This window comes from Roseateles chitinivorans (assembly GCF_050632145.1).
Classification (GTDB): Bacteria; Pseudomonadota; Gammaproteobacteria; order Burkholderiales; family Burkholderiaceae_C; genus Roseateles; species Roseateles chitinivorans_B.
Window position 1 is genome coordinate 1004718 of the sequence record NZ_CP192577.1, and the last position, 14471, is coordinate 1019188.

9 protein-coding genes, 4 tRNA genes and 1 pseudogene are annotated in these 14471 nt (G+C 63.3%); all 14 read right to left on the reverse strand.

The window, feature by feature from the left end:
• Nucleotides 1-59 precede the first annotated feature (59 nt).
• A complete protein-coding gene (gene rpoC / locus ACQ86G_RS04710; RefSeq protein WP_431259528.1) occupies nt 60-4277 on the reverse strand; it encodes a DNA-directed RNA polymerase subunit beta' in 4218 nt (1405 codons plus the stop codon).
• 18 nt (nt 4278-4295) lie between these two features.
• Nucleotides 4296-8416: pseudogene (gene rpoB / locus ACQ86G_RS04715) on the reverse strand (DNA-directed RNA polymerase subunit beta).
• Between the two features lie 380 nt (nt 8417-8796).
• Nucleotides 8797-9177: a 50S ribosomal protein L7/L12 gene (gene rplL / locus ACQ86G_RS04720; protein WP_067278882.1), complete on the reverse strand. Its 381-nt coding sequence runs from the start codon at nt 9175-9177 to the stop codon at nt 8797-8799.
• Nucleotides 9178-9226: 49 nt separating this feature from the next.
• Nucleotides 9227-9754 carry a 50S ribosomal protein L10 gene (rplJ, locus tag ACQ86G_RS04725; protein ID WP_088409119.1) on the reverse strand — a complete coding sequence of 176 codons (528 nt, stop codon included), beginning with the start codon at nt 9752-9754 and terminating at the stop codon, nt 9227-9229.
• A 76-nt stretch (nt 9755-9830) separates the two neighbouring features.
• Nucleotides 9831-10010: a hypothetical protein gene (locus ACQ86G_RS04730; RefSeq protein ID WP_431259529.1), complete on the reverse strand. Its 180-nt coding sequence runs from the start codon at nt 10008-10010 to the stop codon at nt 9831-9833.
• A gap of 34 nt (nt 10011-10044) precedes the next feature.
• A complete protein-coding gene (gene rplA, locus ACQ86G_RS04735) occupies nt 10045-10752 on the reverse strand; it encodes a 50S ribosomal protein L1 (protein WP_431259530.1) in 708 nt (235 codons plus the stop codon).
• A 1-nt stretch (nt 10753) separates the two neighbouring features.
• Nucleotides 10754-11185, reverse strand: a complete 432-nt coding sequence (gene rplK, locus ACQ86G_RS04740) for a 50S ribosomal protein L11 (RefSeq protein WP_088409117.1) — start codon at nt 11183-11185, stop codon at nt 10754-10756.
• Nucleotides 11186-11397: 212 nt separating this feature from the next.
• Nucleotides 11398-11982, reverse strand: a complete 585-nt coding sequence (gene nusG / locus ACQ86G_RS04745; RefSeq protein ID WP_088409116.1) for a transcription termination/antitermination protein NusG — start codon at nt 11980-11982, stop codon at nt 11398-11400.
• Nucleotides 11983-12004: 22 nt separating this feature from the next.
• Complete coding sequence (gene secE, locus ACQ86G_RS04750) at nt 12005-12388, reverse strand: preprotein translocase subunit SecE (RefSeq protein WP_431259531.1); 384 nt, start codon at nt 12386-12388, stop codon at nt 12005-12007.
• Nucleotides 12389-12533: 145 nt separating this feature from the next.
• Nucleotides 12534-12609: transfer RNA gene (locus ACQ86G_RS04755), tRNA-Trp, on the reverse strand.
• A gap of 16 nt (nt 12610-12625) precedes the next feature.
• Nucleotides 12626-13816, reverse strand: coding sequence for an elongation factor Tu (tuf, locus tag ACQ86G_RS04760; protein ID WP_377158110.1), 1191 nt, complete (start codon nt 13814-13816; stop codon nt 12626-12628).
• 49 nt (nt 13817-13865) lie between these two features.
• Nucleotides 13866-13940 (reverse strand) — tRNA-Thr (locus ACQ86G_RS04765).
• Nucleotides 13941-14011: 71 nt separating this feature from the next.
• Nucleotides 14012-14085, reverse strand: a tRNA-Gly gene (locus ACQ86G_RS04770).
• Nucleotides 14086-14167: 82 nt separating this feature from the next.
• Nucleotides 14168-14253: transfer RNA gene (locus ACQ86G_RS04775), tRNA-Tyr, on the reverse strand.
• Between the last annotated feature and the right edge of the window lie 218 nt (nt 14254-14471).

The following is a 14471-nucleotide window of genomic DNA, read 5'->3' on the forward strand; positions in this document are numbered from 1 at the left end:
CCGCCCTTTCGGGACGGCAGCCTTCGGATCAAGCCGCGAGCGGCTCGATGTCCTTGCGCTTACTCGCTGGCGCCGGCGTCGCTGGCCGCGTCAAGCGCGGACAGCTGCACAGCCGCCATTTCCTCGGCTTCCTGGATGGCGATGGAACGGCGCTCGGCGTCGTCCATCTCTTCCTTGGCGCGACGCGCCTGGTGGAAGGCCATGCCGGTACCGGCGGGGATCAGGCGACCCACGATGACGTTCTCCTTCAGACCACGGAGTTCGTCGCGCTTGCCCATGATCGCGGCTTCGGTCAGCACGCGGGTCGTTTCCTGGAACGACGCCGCGGAGATGAACGAGTCCGTCGACAGCGAGGCCTTCGTGATACCCAGCAGCACGTCGGCATGCGTGACCGTCAGCTTGCCCTCGCCGCGCAGGCGGTCGTTGGTGTCCAACAGTTCCGAACGCTCGACCTGCTCGCCGGCGATGTAGGCCGAGTCGCCCGGGTTGACGATCTGCACGCGACGCAGCATCTGGCGAACGATCACCTCGATGTGCTTGTCGTTGATCTTCACGCCCTGCAGACGGTACACGTCCTGCACTTCGTCGACGATGTAGCGCGCCAGTTCCTCGATACCCAGCAGACGCAGGATGTCCTGCGGATCGGCCGGGCCGTCGACCACCAGTTCGCCGCGGTTCACCACCTGGCCTTCGTGCACCAGGATGTTCTTTTCCTTGGGCACCAGCAGCTCGTGCTTGCGGCCTTCCGGATCGGTGATCTCGAGGCGGACCTTGCCCTTGGTCTCCTTGCCGAACGAGACCGTGCCGGTCTGTTCTGCCAGGAAGCCGGCGTCCTTCGGCGAGCGGGCTTCGAAGAGCTCGGCGACACGCGGCAGACCGCCGGTAATGTCGCGGGTCTTCTGACCTTCCACCGGGATACGCGCCAGCACTTCACCAGGAGCCAGCTCCTGACCGTCGCGGATCTGGACCAGCGAGCCGACCTGGAATCCGATCGTCACCGAGTGATCGGTGCCGGGGATCTTCACTTCCTGGCCATTGGCGTCCAGCAGCTTGACCTGCGGGCGGATGACCTTGGCTGCGCCGCGGCGCTTCGGGTCGATCACGACCAGCGTGGACAAGCCCGTCACCTCGTCGACCTGCTTGGCCACGGTGACGCCTTCCTCGACGTTCTCGAACTTCGCCTGACCGGCGAATTCCGTGATGATCGGGCGGGTCAGCGGGTCCCAGGTCGCCAGGATCGTGCCGGCCTTGATGGTCTGGTCCGCCTTGATGTTCAGCAGGGCGCCGTAAGGCACCTTGTGACGCTCGCGCTCACGGCCGTGCGGATCCGAGATGACGATTTCGCCGGAACGCGAAATCACCACCAGTTCGCCCTTGCCGTTCGTGACGTAGCGCATCGTGGCGTTGAAACCGATGATGCCGTCCGACTTCGCTTCGACGCTCGAGGCCACCGCCGCACGCGACGCCGCACCACCGATGTGGAAGGTCCGCATCGTCAGCTGCGTGCCGGGTTCGCCGATCGACTGCGCGGCGATCACGCCCACCGCTTCGCCGGTGTTCACCATGCCGCCGCGACCCAGGTCACGGCCATAGCACTTCGCGCACAGGCCGAAACGGGTGCCGCAGGTCAGCGGGGTGCGGACCTTGACCTCGTCCACGCCGGCAGCTTCCAGCATGTCCAGGATGTCTTCGTCCAGCATGTTGCCGGCCGTCAGCAGGACGCCTTGCGTTTCCGGATGCACGACGTCGATCGCGGCCACGCGACCCAGGATGCGGTCACGCAGGGACTCGATCACCTCACCGCCTTCCACCAGGGCGCGCATGTTGATGCCGTTGTCCGTGCCGCAATCGGTCTCGGTCACGACCAGATCCTGCGTCACGTCGACCAGACGACGGGTCAGGTAACCCGAGTTCGCGGTCTTCAGCGCCGTGTCCGCCAGGCCCTTACGAGCACCGTGGGTGGAGATGAAGTACTGCAGAACGTTCAGGCCTTCGCGGAAGTTCGCCGTGATCGGCGTCTCGATGATGGAGCCGTCCGGCTTCGCCATCAGGCCGCGCATGCCGGCCAGCTGGCGGATCTGCGCCGCGGAACCCCGCGCGCCCGAGTCGGCCATCATGTAGATCGAGTTGAAGGACTCCTGCTCGACTTCCTTGCCGTGGCGGTCCAGGATCTTTTCCTTGGACAGCTGCGACATCATGACCTTGCCGACCTCGTCACCGGTCTTGCCCCAGATGTCGACGACCTTGTTGTAGCGCTCGCCGGCGGTCACGAGACCCGAGACGTACTGCTGCTCGATCTCCTTGACTTCCTTCTCGGCGCGGTCGATCAGCTCGGCCTTCTGCTTGGGCACGAGCATGTCGTCGATGGCGATCGAGATGCCCGCGCGCGTGGCCAGCTTGAAACCGGACTGCAGCAGCTTGTCTGCCAGCACCACGGTTTCCTTCAGGCCGCACTTGCGGAAGGACGTGTTGATCAGCTTCGAGATTTCCTTCTTCTTCAACGCCTTGTTGATGTTGGAGAAGGGCAGGCCCTTGGGCAGGATCTCGGACAGCAGCGCACGGCCGACGGTCGTGTCGGTCAGCTTGGTCTGGGCAACCCATTCCTCGCCTTCCTTGACGTACTCGACCAGGCGCACGCTGATCTTGGCGGTGATCTCCACCGCGCCGTTTTCCAGCGCGCGGATCATCTCGGGGATGTCCGAGAAGACCATGCCCTCGCCCTTGCCGTTGGTGCGTTCGCGGGTCGCGTAGTACAGACCCAGCACCACGTCCTGCGACGGCACGATCGACGGCTCGCCCGAGGCCGGGAACAGCACGTTGTTCGACGCCAGCATCAGCACGCGGGCTTCCATCTGCGCTTCGATGGACAGCGGCACGTGGACGGCCATCTGGTCACCGTCGAAGTCGGCGTTGAACGCCGCGCAGACCAGCGGGTGCAGCTGGATCGCCTTGCCTTCGATCAGCACCGGCTCGAACGCCTGGATGCCCAGGCGGTGCAGCGTCGGCGCGCGGTTCAGCAGGACCGGATGCTCCTTGATGACCTCTTCCAGGATGTCCCAGACGACGGGGGTGCCGCTCTCGACTTCCTTCTTCGCGGCCTTGATCGTGGTCGCGATGCCCATCGCTTCCAGGCGCGAGAAGATGAAGGGCTTGAACAGCTCCAGCGCCATCAGCTTCGGCAGGCCGCACTGGTGCAGCTTGAGCGTCGGGCCCACGGTGATGACCGAACGACCCGAGTAGTCGACGCGCTTGCCCAGCAAGTTCTGACGGAAACGACCGCTCTTGCCCTTGATCATGTCGGCCAGCGACTTGAGGGCACGCTTGTTTGCGCCGGTCATCGCCTTGCCGCGGCGACCGTTGTCCAGCAGCGAGTCGACGGCTTCCTGCAGCATGCGCTTTTCGTTGCGCACGATGATCTCAGGGGCCTTCAGCTCGAGCAGACGGGCCAGGCGGTTGTTGCGGTTGATGACGCGGCGGTACAGGTCGTTCAGGTCCGAGGTCGCGAAGCGACCTCCGTCCAGCGGCACCAGCGGACGCAGGTCCGGCGGCAGCACCGGCAGCACTTCCAGCACCATCCAGTTCGGCTTGATGCCCGAGCGCTTGAAGGCTTCCATCACCTTGAGGCGCTTGGAGTTCTTCTTGATCTTCAGCTCGGAGCCGGTCATGTCGTTGCGCAGGCGGTCGATCTCGACGTCGAGATCCATTTCCGCCAGCAGCTTCTGGATGCCTTCGGCGCCCATCAGCGCGATGAACTCGTCACCGAACTCGATGCGCTTCGCGTCGTAGTCGTCCTCGGACATGATGCTGAACTTCTTCAGCGGGGTCATGCCCGGATCCACCACGACATACGCTTCGAAGTACAGCACGCGTTCGATGTCGCGCAGCGTCATGTCGAGCACCAGGCCCAGACGCGACGGCAGCGACTTCAGGAACCAGATGTGCGCGCAGGGAGCGGCCAGCTCGATGTGGCCCATGCGCTCACGGCGCACCTTGGTCTGGGTGACTTCGACGCCGCACTTCTCGCAGATCACGCCACGGTGCTTCAGGCGCTTGTACTTGCCGCACAGGCACTCGTAGTCCTTGATCGGGCCGAAGATCTTGGCGCAGAACAGGCCATCACGTTCCGGCTTGAACGTCCGGTAGTTGATGGTCTCGGGCTTCTTCACTTCACCGAACGACCACGAGCGGATCTTCTCGGGCGAGGCCAGCCCGATCTTGATCGCGTCGAAATGCTCGTCCGGCGTGAATTGCTTGAACAGGTCCAACAAACCCTTCATACGATTCTCCTGTTCTCTTTAGTTGCGCTCGAGCTCGATGTCGATGCCCAGCGAACGGATTTCCTTCACCAGCACATTGAACGACTCGGGCATGCCGGCTTCGATCGAGTGCTCGCCCTTGACGATGGACTCGTACACCTTCGTACGGCCGTTCACGTCGTCGGACTTCACCGTCAGCATTTCCTGCAGGATGTAGGAAGCGCCGTAGGCTTCCAGCGCCCACACTTCCATCTCGCCGAAACGCTGTCCGCCGAACTGCGCCTTGCCGCCCAGCGGCTGCTGCGTGACCAGCGAGTACGGGCCGGTGGAGCGGGCATGCATCTTGTCGTCGACCAGGTGATGCAGCTTCAGCACGTGCATGTAGCCGATCGTCGTGGGACGCTCGAACTGCTCGCCGGTGCGGCCGTCATACAGGAAGGCCTGCGTGCGAGTGGGGGTCAGGCCCTTCTTCGCCGCGATGTCGTCCGGATAGGCCAGCTTCAGCATTGCGCGGATCTCGCTCTCCTTCGCGCCGTCGAAGACGGGGTCGCGAAGGTCGCGCCGTGCTGCAGGTTCTGCGCCATGCCGAGGATCTCGTCATCGCTCAGTTGCGCCAGCTCCTCGGACTTGCCGCCGTTCTGGTTGAACAGCTGGTCCATGAAGTCGCGCAGCTCGGCCACGCGGGCCTCGCGTTGCAGCATGTCGCCGATGCGTTGACCGATGCCCTTGCCGGCCCAGCCCAGATGGACTTCCAGCACCTGGCCCACGTTCATCCGCGACGGGACGCCCAGCGGGTTCAGCACGATGTCGGCAGGCGTGCCGTCGGCCATGTAGGGCATGTCTTCGATCGGGGTGATCTTGGACACGACGCCCTTGTTGCCGTGACGGCCGGCCATCTTGTCGCCCGGCTGCAGGCGGCGCTTGACGGCCAGGTACACCTTGACCATCTTCAGCACGCCGGCCGGCAGCTCGTCGCCTTGCGTCAGCTTCTTGCGCTTCTCGTCATAGGCGAGGTCGAAGCTGTGACGGGTCTGCTCCAGCGAGTTCTTGATCGACTCCAGCTGGTTGGCGATGTCGTCCTCGGCGGGACGGACGTCGAACCAGTGGAACTTCTCGACCTCGGCCAGGTAGTCCTTCGAGATGACGGTGCCCTTGGTGATCTTCTTCGGACCGCCGTTGGCGATCTTGTTCACCAGGAGCTTCTCGACGCGGTCGAACGCGTCGGCTTCCACAATGCGCAGCTGGTCGTTCAGGTCCAGGCGGAAGCGCTTCAGCTCGTCGTCGATGATCTGCTGGGCGCGCTTGTCGCGCTGGATGCCTTCGCGGGTGAACACCTGCACGTCGATGACCGTACCGTTGGTGCCCTGGTCCACGCGCAGCGACGTGTCCTTCACGTCCGACGCCTTCTCGCCGAAGATCGCGCGCAGCAGCTTCTCTTCCGGCGTCAGCGTGGTCTCGCCCTTGGGCGTGACCTTGCCGACCAGCACGTCGCCCGGGTTCACCTCGGCACCGATGTACACGATGCCGGATTCGTCCAGACGAGCCAGTTGCTGTTCGCTCAGGTTCGGGATGTCGCGGGTGATTTCCTCGCTGCCCAGCTTCGTGTCACGGGCCATGACCACCAGTTCCTCGATGTGGATCGAGGTGTAGCGGTCTTCGGCCACCACGCGTTCGGAGATCAGGATCGAGTCTTCGAAGTTGTAGCCGTTCCACGGCATGAACGCGACCAGCATGTTCTGGCCCAGGGCCAGTTCACCCAGGTCGGTCGATGCGCCGTCGGCAATGATGTCTTCCGCGCCGACCTTGTCGCCACGCTTGACGATCGGACGCTGGTGGATGTTGGTGTTCTGGTTGCTACGCTGATACTTGATCAGGTTGTAGATGTCGACACCGACTTCACCAGCCACGGTCTCGTCGTCGTTCACGCGGATCACGATGCGGTTCGTGTCGACGTAGTCGACCACGCCGCCGCGGCGTGCCGCGACCACCGTGCCCGAGTCCTTCGCGGCCACGCGCTCGACGCCCGTGCCCACGAACGCCTTTTCAGGACGCAGGGTCGGAACGGCCTGGCGCTGCATGTTGGCGCCCATCAACGCGCGGTTCGCGTCGTCGTGCTCCAGGAACGGCACCAGCGAGGCCGCGACCGACACGATCTGCGTCGGCGCCACGTCCATGTACTGGATGCGTTCCGGCGAGGTCAGCACCGATTCGCCGTTCTCACGCGCGGAGACCAGCTCGTCGACCAGTTGACCGCCTTCGTTCAGCGACGCGTTCGCCTGGGCGATCACGTACTTGCCTTCTTCGATGGCCGACAGGTAGTCGATCTGGTTGGTGACCTTCGAGTCCACCACGCGGCGGTACGGGGTCTCCAGGAAGCCGTACTCGTTCAGGCGCGCATACAGCGCCAGCGAGTTGATCAGACCGATGTTCGGGCCTTCCGGCGTTTCGATCGGGCAGACGCGGCCATAGTGGGTCGGGTGCACGTCACGGACTTCGAAGCCGGCGCGCTCGCGGGTCAGACCGCCCGGGCCCAGGGCCGAGACACGACGCTTGTGCGTGATCTCGGACAGCGGGTTGGTCTGGTCCATGAACTGCGACAGCTGCGACGCACCGAAGAACTCCTTCAGCGCCGCGGAGATCGGCTTGGAGTTGATCAGGTCGTGCGGCATCAGGGCTTCGGTCTCGGCCTGGCCCAGACGTTCCTTGACGGCCTTCTCGATACGGGCCAGACCCGAGCGGTACTGGTTCTCGGCCAGTTCGCCGACGCAACGGACGCGACGGTTGCCCAGGTGGTCGATGTCATCGACCTCGCCGCGGCCATTGCGCAGCTCGACCAGGATCTTGACGACGTCGAGGATGTCCTCGTTCGACAGCGTCATCGCACCGGTCGGGATGTCGCGGCCCACGCGGGCGTTGAACTTCATCCGGCCGACGCGCGACAGGTCGTACGTGTCTTCGCTGTAGAACAGGCGGTTGAACAGCGCCTCGACCGCATCTTCGGTCGGCGGCTCGCCGGGGCGCATCATGCGATAGATCGCGACGCGGGCGGCCAGCTGATCGGCGGTCTCGTCCGAGGCCAGCGTCTGGCTGATGTACGCGCCTTCGTCCAGCTCGTTCGTGAACAGCGCCTGGATGTCCTTGATGCCGGCGCCGCGCAGCTTCTTCAGCAGCGAGTCGGTCAGCTCATCATTGGCCTTGGCGATGATCTCGCCCGTGTCCGGGTCGACCATGTTCTTGGCCAGCACGCGGCCCAGCAGGAAGTCTTCCGGCACGGTCACATGCTGCGTGCCGGACTGCTCCAGCTGACGCACGTGACGGGCGGTGATGCGCTTGTCCTTCTCGACCAGCACGTTGCCGCTCTTGTCGGTGATGTCGAAGCGCGCGACTTCACCCTTCAGGCGTTCGGCCACGAACTCCATCTGGGCGCCCGAGTCCATCAGGCGGAAGTTGTCGAAGACGAAGAAGTGCGCCAGGATCTGCTCGGGGTTCAGGCCGATGGCCTTGAGCAGGATCGTGACCGGCATCTTGCGGCGGCGGTCGACGCGGAAGTACAGGATGTCCTTCGGGTCGAACTCGAAGTCCAGCCACGAGCCGCGATACGGAATGATGCGGGCCGAGAACAGCAGCTTGCCGGACGAGTGGGTCTTGCCCTTGTCGTGTTCGAAGAACACGCCGGGCGAGCGGTGCAGCTGCGAGACGATGACGCGCTCGGTGCCGTTGATGATGAACGAGCCGTAGTCGGTCATGAGCGGCACTTCGCCCATGTAGACCTCTTGCTCCTTGATCTCCTTGACCGTCTTCGGCTGCGGGCTTTCCCGGTCGTAGATGATCATCTGCAGCTTCGCGCGGACAGCCGCGGCGAAGGTCAGACCGCGCTGCTGGCATTCGCGAACGTCGAATGGCGGCTTGGCGATGTTGAATTCGAGGAACTTCATTTCCACGAACCCGTTGTGCGACGTGATCGGGAACGTGGAGAGGAACGCCGCTTGCAGGCCTTCCGGTTTGCGCTTCAGGGGAGCGACATCCTTCTGCAGGAAGTCGACATACGACTCCTTCTGCATCGTCAGCAGATACGGAACGTTGAGCACGCTCACGCGCTTGCCGAAGCTCTTGCGGATACGCTTGCGCTCGGTGTAGCTGTAGGGGGTTGCTTGCGCCATAAAGACTCCGTGTCGAGCGCGCCCCTGGCCTGGAGGCGTGCTGCGTCGGCGACTGGCTGTTCGGGCGTTGCACCACGAAGCTTGGTGGTTGGCCACTACCAACCGCTGGCGGACAACCCCGATCACCGGGCGGCACGGAGGGCGTTGCACCCCACGCGTGACGCACGGCTTGACCGCGGTCCGACCAAACCGTTCTCTGCAGTCGGATCAGAGAACACTCGAAAGAACCGTGCATGATACAGCACGATGCTTTCGATTGCACTTTGTCAACCGAAACCGCCCCAGGACAAACCCTGAAACGAGGAAAGGGGAGGCCCCATGGGACCACCCCTCTCGCAGTGCGGAACCCGGTGAACAGGTCACCGGATCCCCACAAGGTCTTACTTGAGTTCGACCTTGGCGCCGGCTTCTTCCAGCTTCTTCTTGGCGGCTTCGGCGTCGGCCTTGGCGATGCCTTCCTTGACGGGCTTCGGAGCGCCGTCGACCAGGTCCTTGGCTTCCTTCAGGCCCAGGCCGGTGATTTCGCGAACGGCCTTGATGACCGAGACCTTCTGGGCGCCGGCGTCGGTCAGGACGACGGTGAACTCGGTCTTTTCTTCAGCGGCAGCAGCGCCACCGGCGGCGGCGCCACCAGCAGCCGGAGCGGCCATCGAAGCGGCGGACACGCCGAACTTCTCTTCAATCGCCTTGACCAGGTCGTTCAGTTCCAGAACGGTCATGCTGTCCAGGGCAGCCAGGAAAGCGTCTTTGTCGAATGCCATGATAGGTTCCTAAATACAGAGAGATTTGAATACGCGAATGCAGCGTCGATCAGGCCGCGGCGGGAGCTTCTTCGGCGACGGCTTCGGCGCCGCCACCCTTCTGCTGGGCCAGGGCAGCCAGCACGGCCGCGGTGCGTTGCACCGGCGACTTGAGCAGGCCGGCGATCTGCGACAGCAGGACTTCCTTGCTCGGGACAGCCGCCAGCGCCTTCACGCCATTGACGTCCAGAGCCTTGCCGCCGTAGGCACCACCCTTGATGACGAGCTTGTCGTTGGTCTTGGCAAAGTCAGCGATGACTTTGGCAGCCGCGACAGCGTCTTCGGAAAAGCCGTAGATCAGCGGGCCGACCATGGCGTCCGTTGCAGCCTCGAACGAGGTGCCGGCGACAGCACGACGTGCCAGGGTGTTCTTCAGGACATGAAGGTACACGCCTTGGGCACGCGCGGTGACGCGCAGCTTGTTCAGGGCTTCAACGGTGAGGCCACGATACTCAGCCAACGCCAGCGTCTGGGACTTGGCGGCTTGCGCTGCCACGTCGGACACGACGGCTGCTTTCTCGTTGCGATTGAGACTCAAGGTCTACTCCTCACATTTCGCCCTCGATGCGATGGTTGAACATCGCGTCTCGGGCACCGGAATCAGCGACCTCCTGTCAGGAACCCACCGCGACGAATCGCGATTCGAATCCTTTCAGCGGGACCGCCATCTGCGCTGGCCGGAAGCGGATGCCTCCGATTAAGCGATCTCCCCAGAACTGCGGGATTTCTCGCCAGCGGTCTTGGATGACCTGGCTGGAAAAACTCCAGCCAGCCCACCAATTCATCAGCATCACGCCAGACTCGCGCGACGCCTCAATTGAATGCAGCTTAAGCGGCGGCCGCGGCGTTGACCGTGCCGACGTCCACGCGGGCACCAACGCCCATCGTCGACGACACAGCGATCTTGCGCAGGTAGATGCCCTTGCTCGAGGCCGGCTTGGCCTTGTTCAGGGCTTCGATCAGCGCGCGCAGGTTGCCTTCCAGCTTGTCGGTGTCGAACGAGCGACGGCCGATCGTGCCGTGGATGATGCCGGCCTTGTCGACGCGGAACTGGACCTGACCAGCCTTGGCGTTCTTGACGGCGGTGGCGACGTCCGGGGTCACGGTACCGACCTTCGGGTTCGGCATCAGGCCGCGCGGGCCCAGGATCTGACCCAGGGTACCGACGACACGCATGGTGTCCGGCGAGGCGATCACGACGTCGAAGGGCATGTCGCCCGCCTTGACGCGCTCGGCCAGGTCTTCCATGCCGACGACGTCGGCGCCGGCGGCCTTGGCTTCTTCAGCCTTGGCGCCTTGGGCGAACACGGCGACGCGCGTGGTCTTGCCGATGCCGTTGGGCATCACGACGGCGCCACGGACGACCTGGTCCGACTTCTTGGCGTCGACACCCAGCTGGATCGACACGTCGATGGCTTCATCGAACTTGGCGGTGGCGCATTCCTTGACCAGGTTGAGCGCGTCGGACAACGCGTACAGCTTGGTCGATTCCACCTTGCCCTGCAGGGCTTGTTGACGCTTGGTCAGCTTGGCCATGTCAGACACCTTCCACGATGATGCCCATCGAGCGGGCGGAGCCGGCGATGGTACGGACTGCGGCATCCATGTCGGCGGCCGTCAGGTCCTTCTGCTTGGTCTTGGCGATCTCTTCCAGCTGGGCGCGGGTCAGCTTGCCGACCTTGTCCAGATGGGGGCGCTGCGAGCCCTTGTCGATCTTGGCTGCCTTCTTGATCAGCACGGTCGCCGGGGGCGACTTGATGATGAAGGTGAAGCTCTTGTCCGCGAAGGCGGTGATCACGACGGGCAGCTTGAGGCCCGGCTCATAGCTCTGCGTCTGGGCGTTGAACGCCTTGCAGAATTCCATGATGTTCAGACCACGCTGACCCAGCGCGGGACCGACCGGCGGCGACGGGTTCGCCTTGCCAGCCGGGATTTGCAGCTTGATGTAGCCGACAATCTTCTTGGCCATGTTTTCTCCTGATGGCAACGCGACGGCCTCGCCGCATCGCCTGAGTGCTAACGCAAGGGGCTGGTCAGAGACTTACCCTTGCTCCTCTTGTCCGCCTCTCGTTGCGGACTGGTCACGGAAGGTTGTGCCGGCTTGCGCCGCCGAGCACCTTCAAGCTCATATTCCTGAAACGACCGATGGCGGCCGAGGCCGCCATGACGCTTCTTGCGCGATCAGACCTTCTCGACCTGGGCAAAGTCCAGTTCGACGGGGGTCGCACGGCCGAAGATCGTGACCGAGACGCGCAGCTTCGACTTGTCGTAATTGACTTCCTCGATGCTGCCGTTGAAGTCGGTGAACGGGCCTTCCTTGACGCGGACAACCTCGCCGACGATCCACTCGACCTTGGGACGCGGCTTGTCCACGCCCTCTTGCATCTGGTTGACGATCTTCATGACCTCGGCTTCCGAGATCGGCGCCGGGCGGTTCTTCGCGCCACCGACGAAGCCGGTGACCTTGGACGTGTGCTTGACCAGATGCCAGCTGTCGTCGTCCATGAACATCTCGACCAGCACGTAGCCGGGGAAGAAGCGGCGCTCGGTCACGGCCTTCTTGCCGTTCTTCAGCTCGACGACTTCTTCGGTCGGCACCAGGATGCGGCCGAACTTGTCCTGCATGCCGGCACGATCGATGCGTTCACGCAGATTGCGCTCCACTGCCTTTTCCATGCCGGAATAGGCGTGGACGACGTACCAGCGCTTGGCCGGGCCAGCGGGCGCGGTCGACTCGGTCGCAACGACGTTTTGATCTTCGCTCATCTTGGTCCCTATCCGTTCTCGCTCAGCGCTTCCAACCCAGGATCAGGTCGTAGAACACCCACTCCAGCGTCTTGTCGGTGAGCCACAGGAACAGCGCCATCACCACGACGAACACGAACACGTACAACGTCATCTGGCCGGCTTCCTTGCGGGTCGGCCAGACCACCTTGCCCACTTCCTTGATCGAATCCTGCCCGTAGGCGATCAGCGACTTGCCGGACTCCGACGTGAAGAACGCGGCCACTGCCGCAGCCAGCAACGCCAGCAGGGCGCCCCACTGCACCCACGGACCTTGCTTGCTCAGCACGTAGAACGCCACGATCGCCGCGATCAGCAGCACCACGGCGCCGGCCAGCTTGACCTTGTCGGCGCCCGTCGTGACGGTTTCGACTTGAGGATTGGACATTGAACTCACTTCCGTGCCACGACCCGCGTCGCGGCATTCATCCACCCAAACATTTGAGCGGATCCACCAGCACCAAAGCCCGCCGAGATGACTCCCGCGGGCTTGGCTTGACCACTAGGACCAACGTTCGCTTATCGCTGATCGTTGGCAGGGGCAGAGGGTCTCGAACCCCCAACCTTCGGTTTTGGAGACCGACGCTCTGCCAATTGAGCTATGCCCCTGTGGCCTCTAACTGAATTACTCGATGATCGTCGCCACGACGCCCGAGCCGACGGTACGACCGCCTTCACGGATGGCGAAGCGCAGACCCTGCTCCATGGCGATCGGAGCGATCAGCTTCACGGTGATGCTGACGTTGTCGCCAGGCATGACCATTTCCTTGTCCTTCGGCAGCTCCACGGCACCGGTCACGTCCGTCGTGCGGAAGTAGAACTGGGGACGGTAGTTGTTGAAGAACGGGGTGTGACGGCCGCCCTCTTCCTTGCTCAGAACATAGATCTCAGCGGTGAAGTGGGTGTGCGGCTTGATCGAGCCGGGCTTGGCCAGCACTTGGCCGCGCTCGACGTCTTCACGCTTGGTGCCGCGCAGCAGGATACCGACGTTGTCGCCAGCCTGACCCTGATCCAGCAGCTTGCGGAACATTTCCACGCCGGTCACGGTCGTCTTCTGGACTTCGCGGATACCGACGATCTCGATTTCCTCGCCGACCTTGATGATGCCGCGCTCGACACGACCCGTCACCACGGTGCCGCGGCCCGAGATCGAGAACACGTCTTCCACCGGCAGCAGGAACGCGCCGTCAACGGCACGGTCAGGCTGGGGGATGTAGGTGTCCAGCGCGTCAGCCAGGCGCATGATGGCCTGCTCGCCCAGGTCGCCCGTGTCGCCTTCCAGCGCCAGCTTGGCCGAACCCTTGATGATCGGGGTGTCGTCGCCGGGGAAGTCGTACTTGCTCAGCAGCTCGCGGACTTCCATTTCCACCAGCTCCAGCAGCTCGGCGTCGTCCACCATGTCGCACTTGTTCAGGAAGACGATGATGAACTTCACACCGACCTGACGTGCCAGCAGGATGTGCTCGCGGGTCTGGGGCATCGGGCCGTCAGCGGCCGAGCACACCAGGATCGCGCCGTCCATCTGTGCCGCGCCCGTGATCATGTTCTTCACATAGTCAGCGTGGCCCGGGCAGTCAACGTGCGCGTAGTGGCGGTTGGCCGTCTCGTACTCGACGTGCGCGGTGTTGATCGTGATGCCACGCGCCTTTTCTTCCGGCGCCGCGTCGATCTGGTCGTACGCCTTCGCTTCGCCGCCGAACTTCTTCGACAGCACGGTCGCGATCGCGGCCGTCAGCGTGGTCTTGCCATGGTCAACGTGGCCAATCGTGCCCACGTTCACGTGCGGCTTGGTACGTTCAAACTTGCCTTTTGCCATCATGCGCTCCTGGCGATCAGATCAATCAAGAAACGGGATAGAAGAGAGGTGGTGCCCATGGCGCGGATCGAACGCGCGACCTCTCCCTTACCAAGGGAGTGCTCTACCACTGAGCCACATGGGCATCGACACAGGATTGATGACCTTATCAGCAAACCTGTGTCGATCTCTCGACACAACACCTTCAACTTCCGATGGAGCGGGAAACGGGAATCGAACCCGTGTCATTAGCTTGGAAGGCTAAGGTTCTACCATTGAACTACTCCCGCCCGGGAGTTTTCCAATCCCAACCGCTCGAACCGCGAAGCGGGTGACGATCACCCGCTTCGTTGCTCTTGCATTGGTCTGCCTTGGTGGAGGAGGCTGGATTCGAACCAGCGTACGCGTTAGCGGGCAGATTTACAGTCTGCTGCCTTTAACCACTCGGCCACCCCTCCAAGGCAAGCCCACGACTATAGCACCGTTATTTTTTGGCGCAAACAAAAATTGCTCCGAAAACGGTCTGCGTGCGATTGACGCCCTCTCCAGCCGGCGCAGACACATCGCCACCAGATAGAGACGCATCGCCACGGAATGTGCCCCAGCGCACGCACAACCGCAGGGTGGCGCGGACCACTCTTAATACCAATCTGTGACCAAGTGGTCTCATCCACCC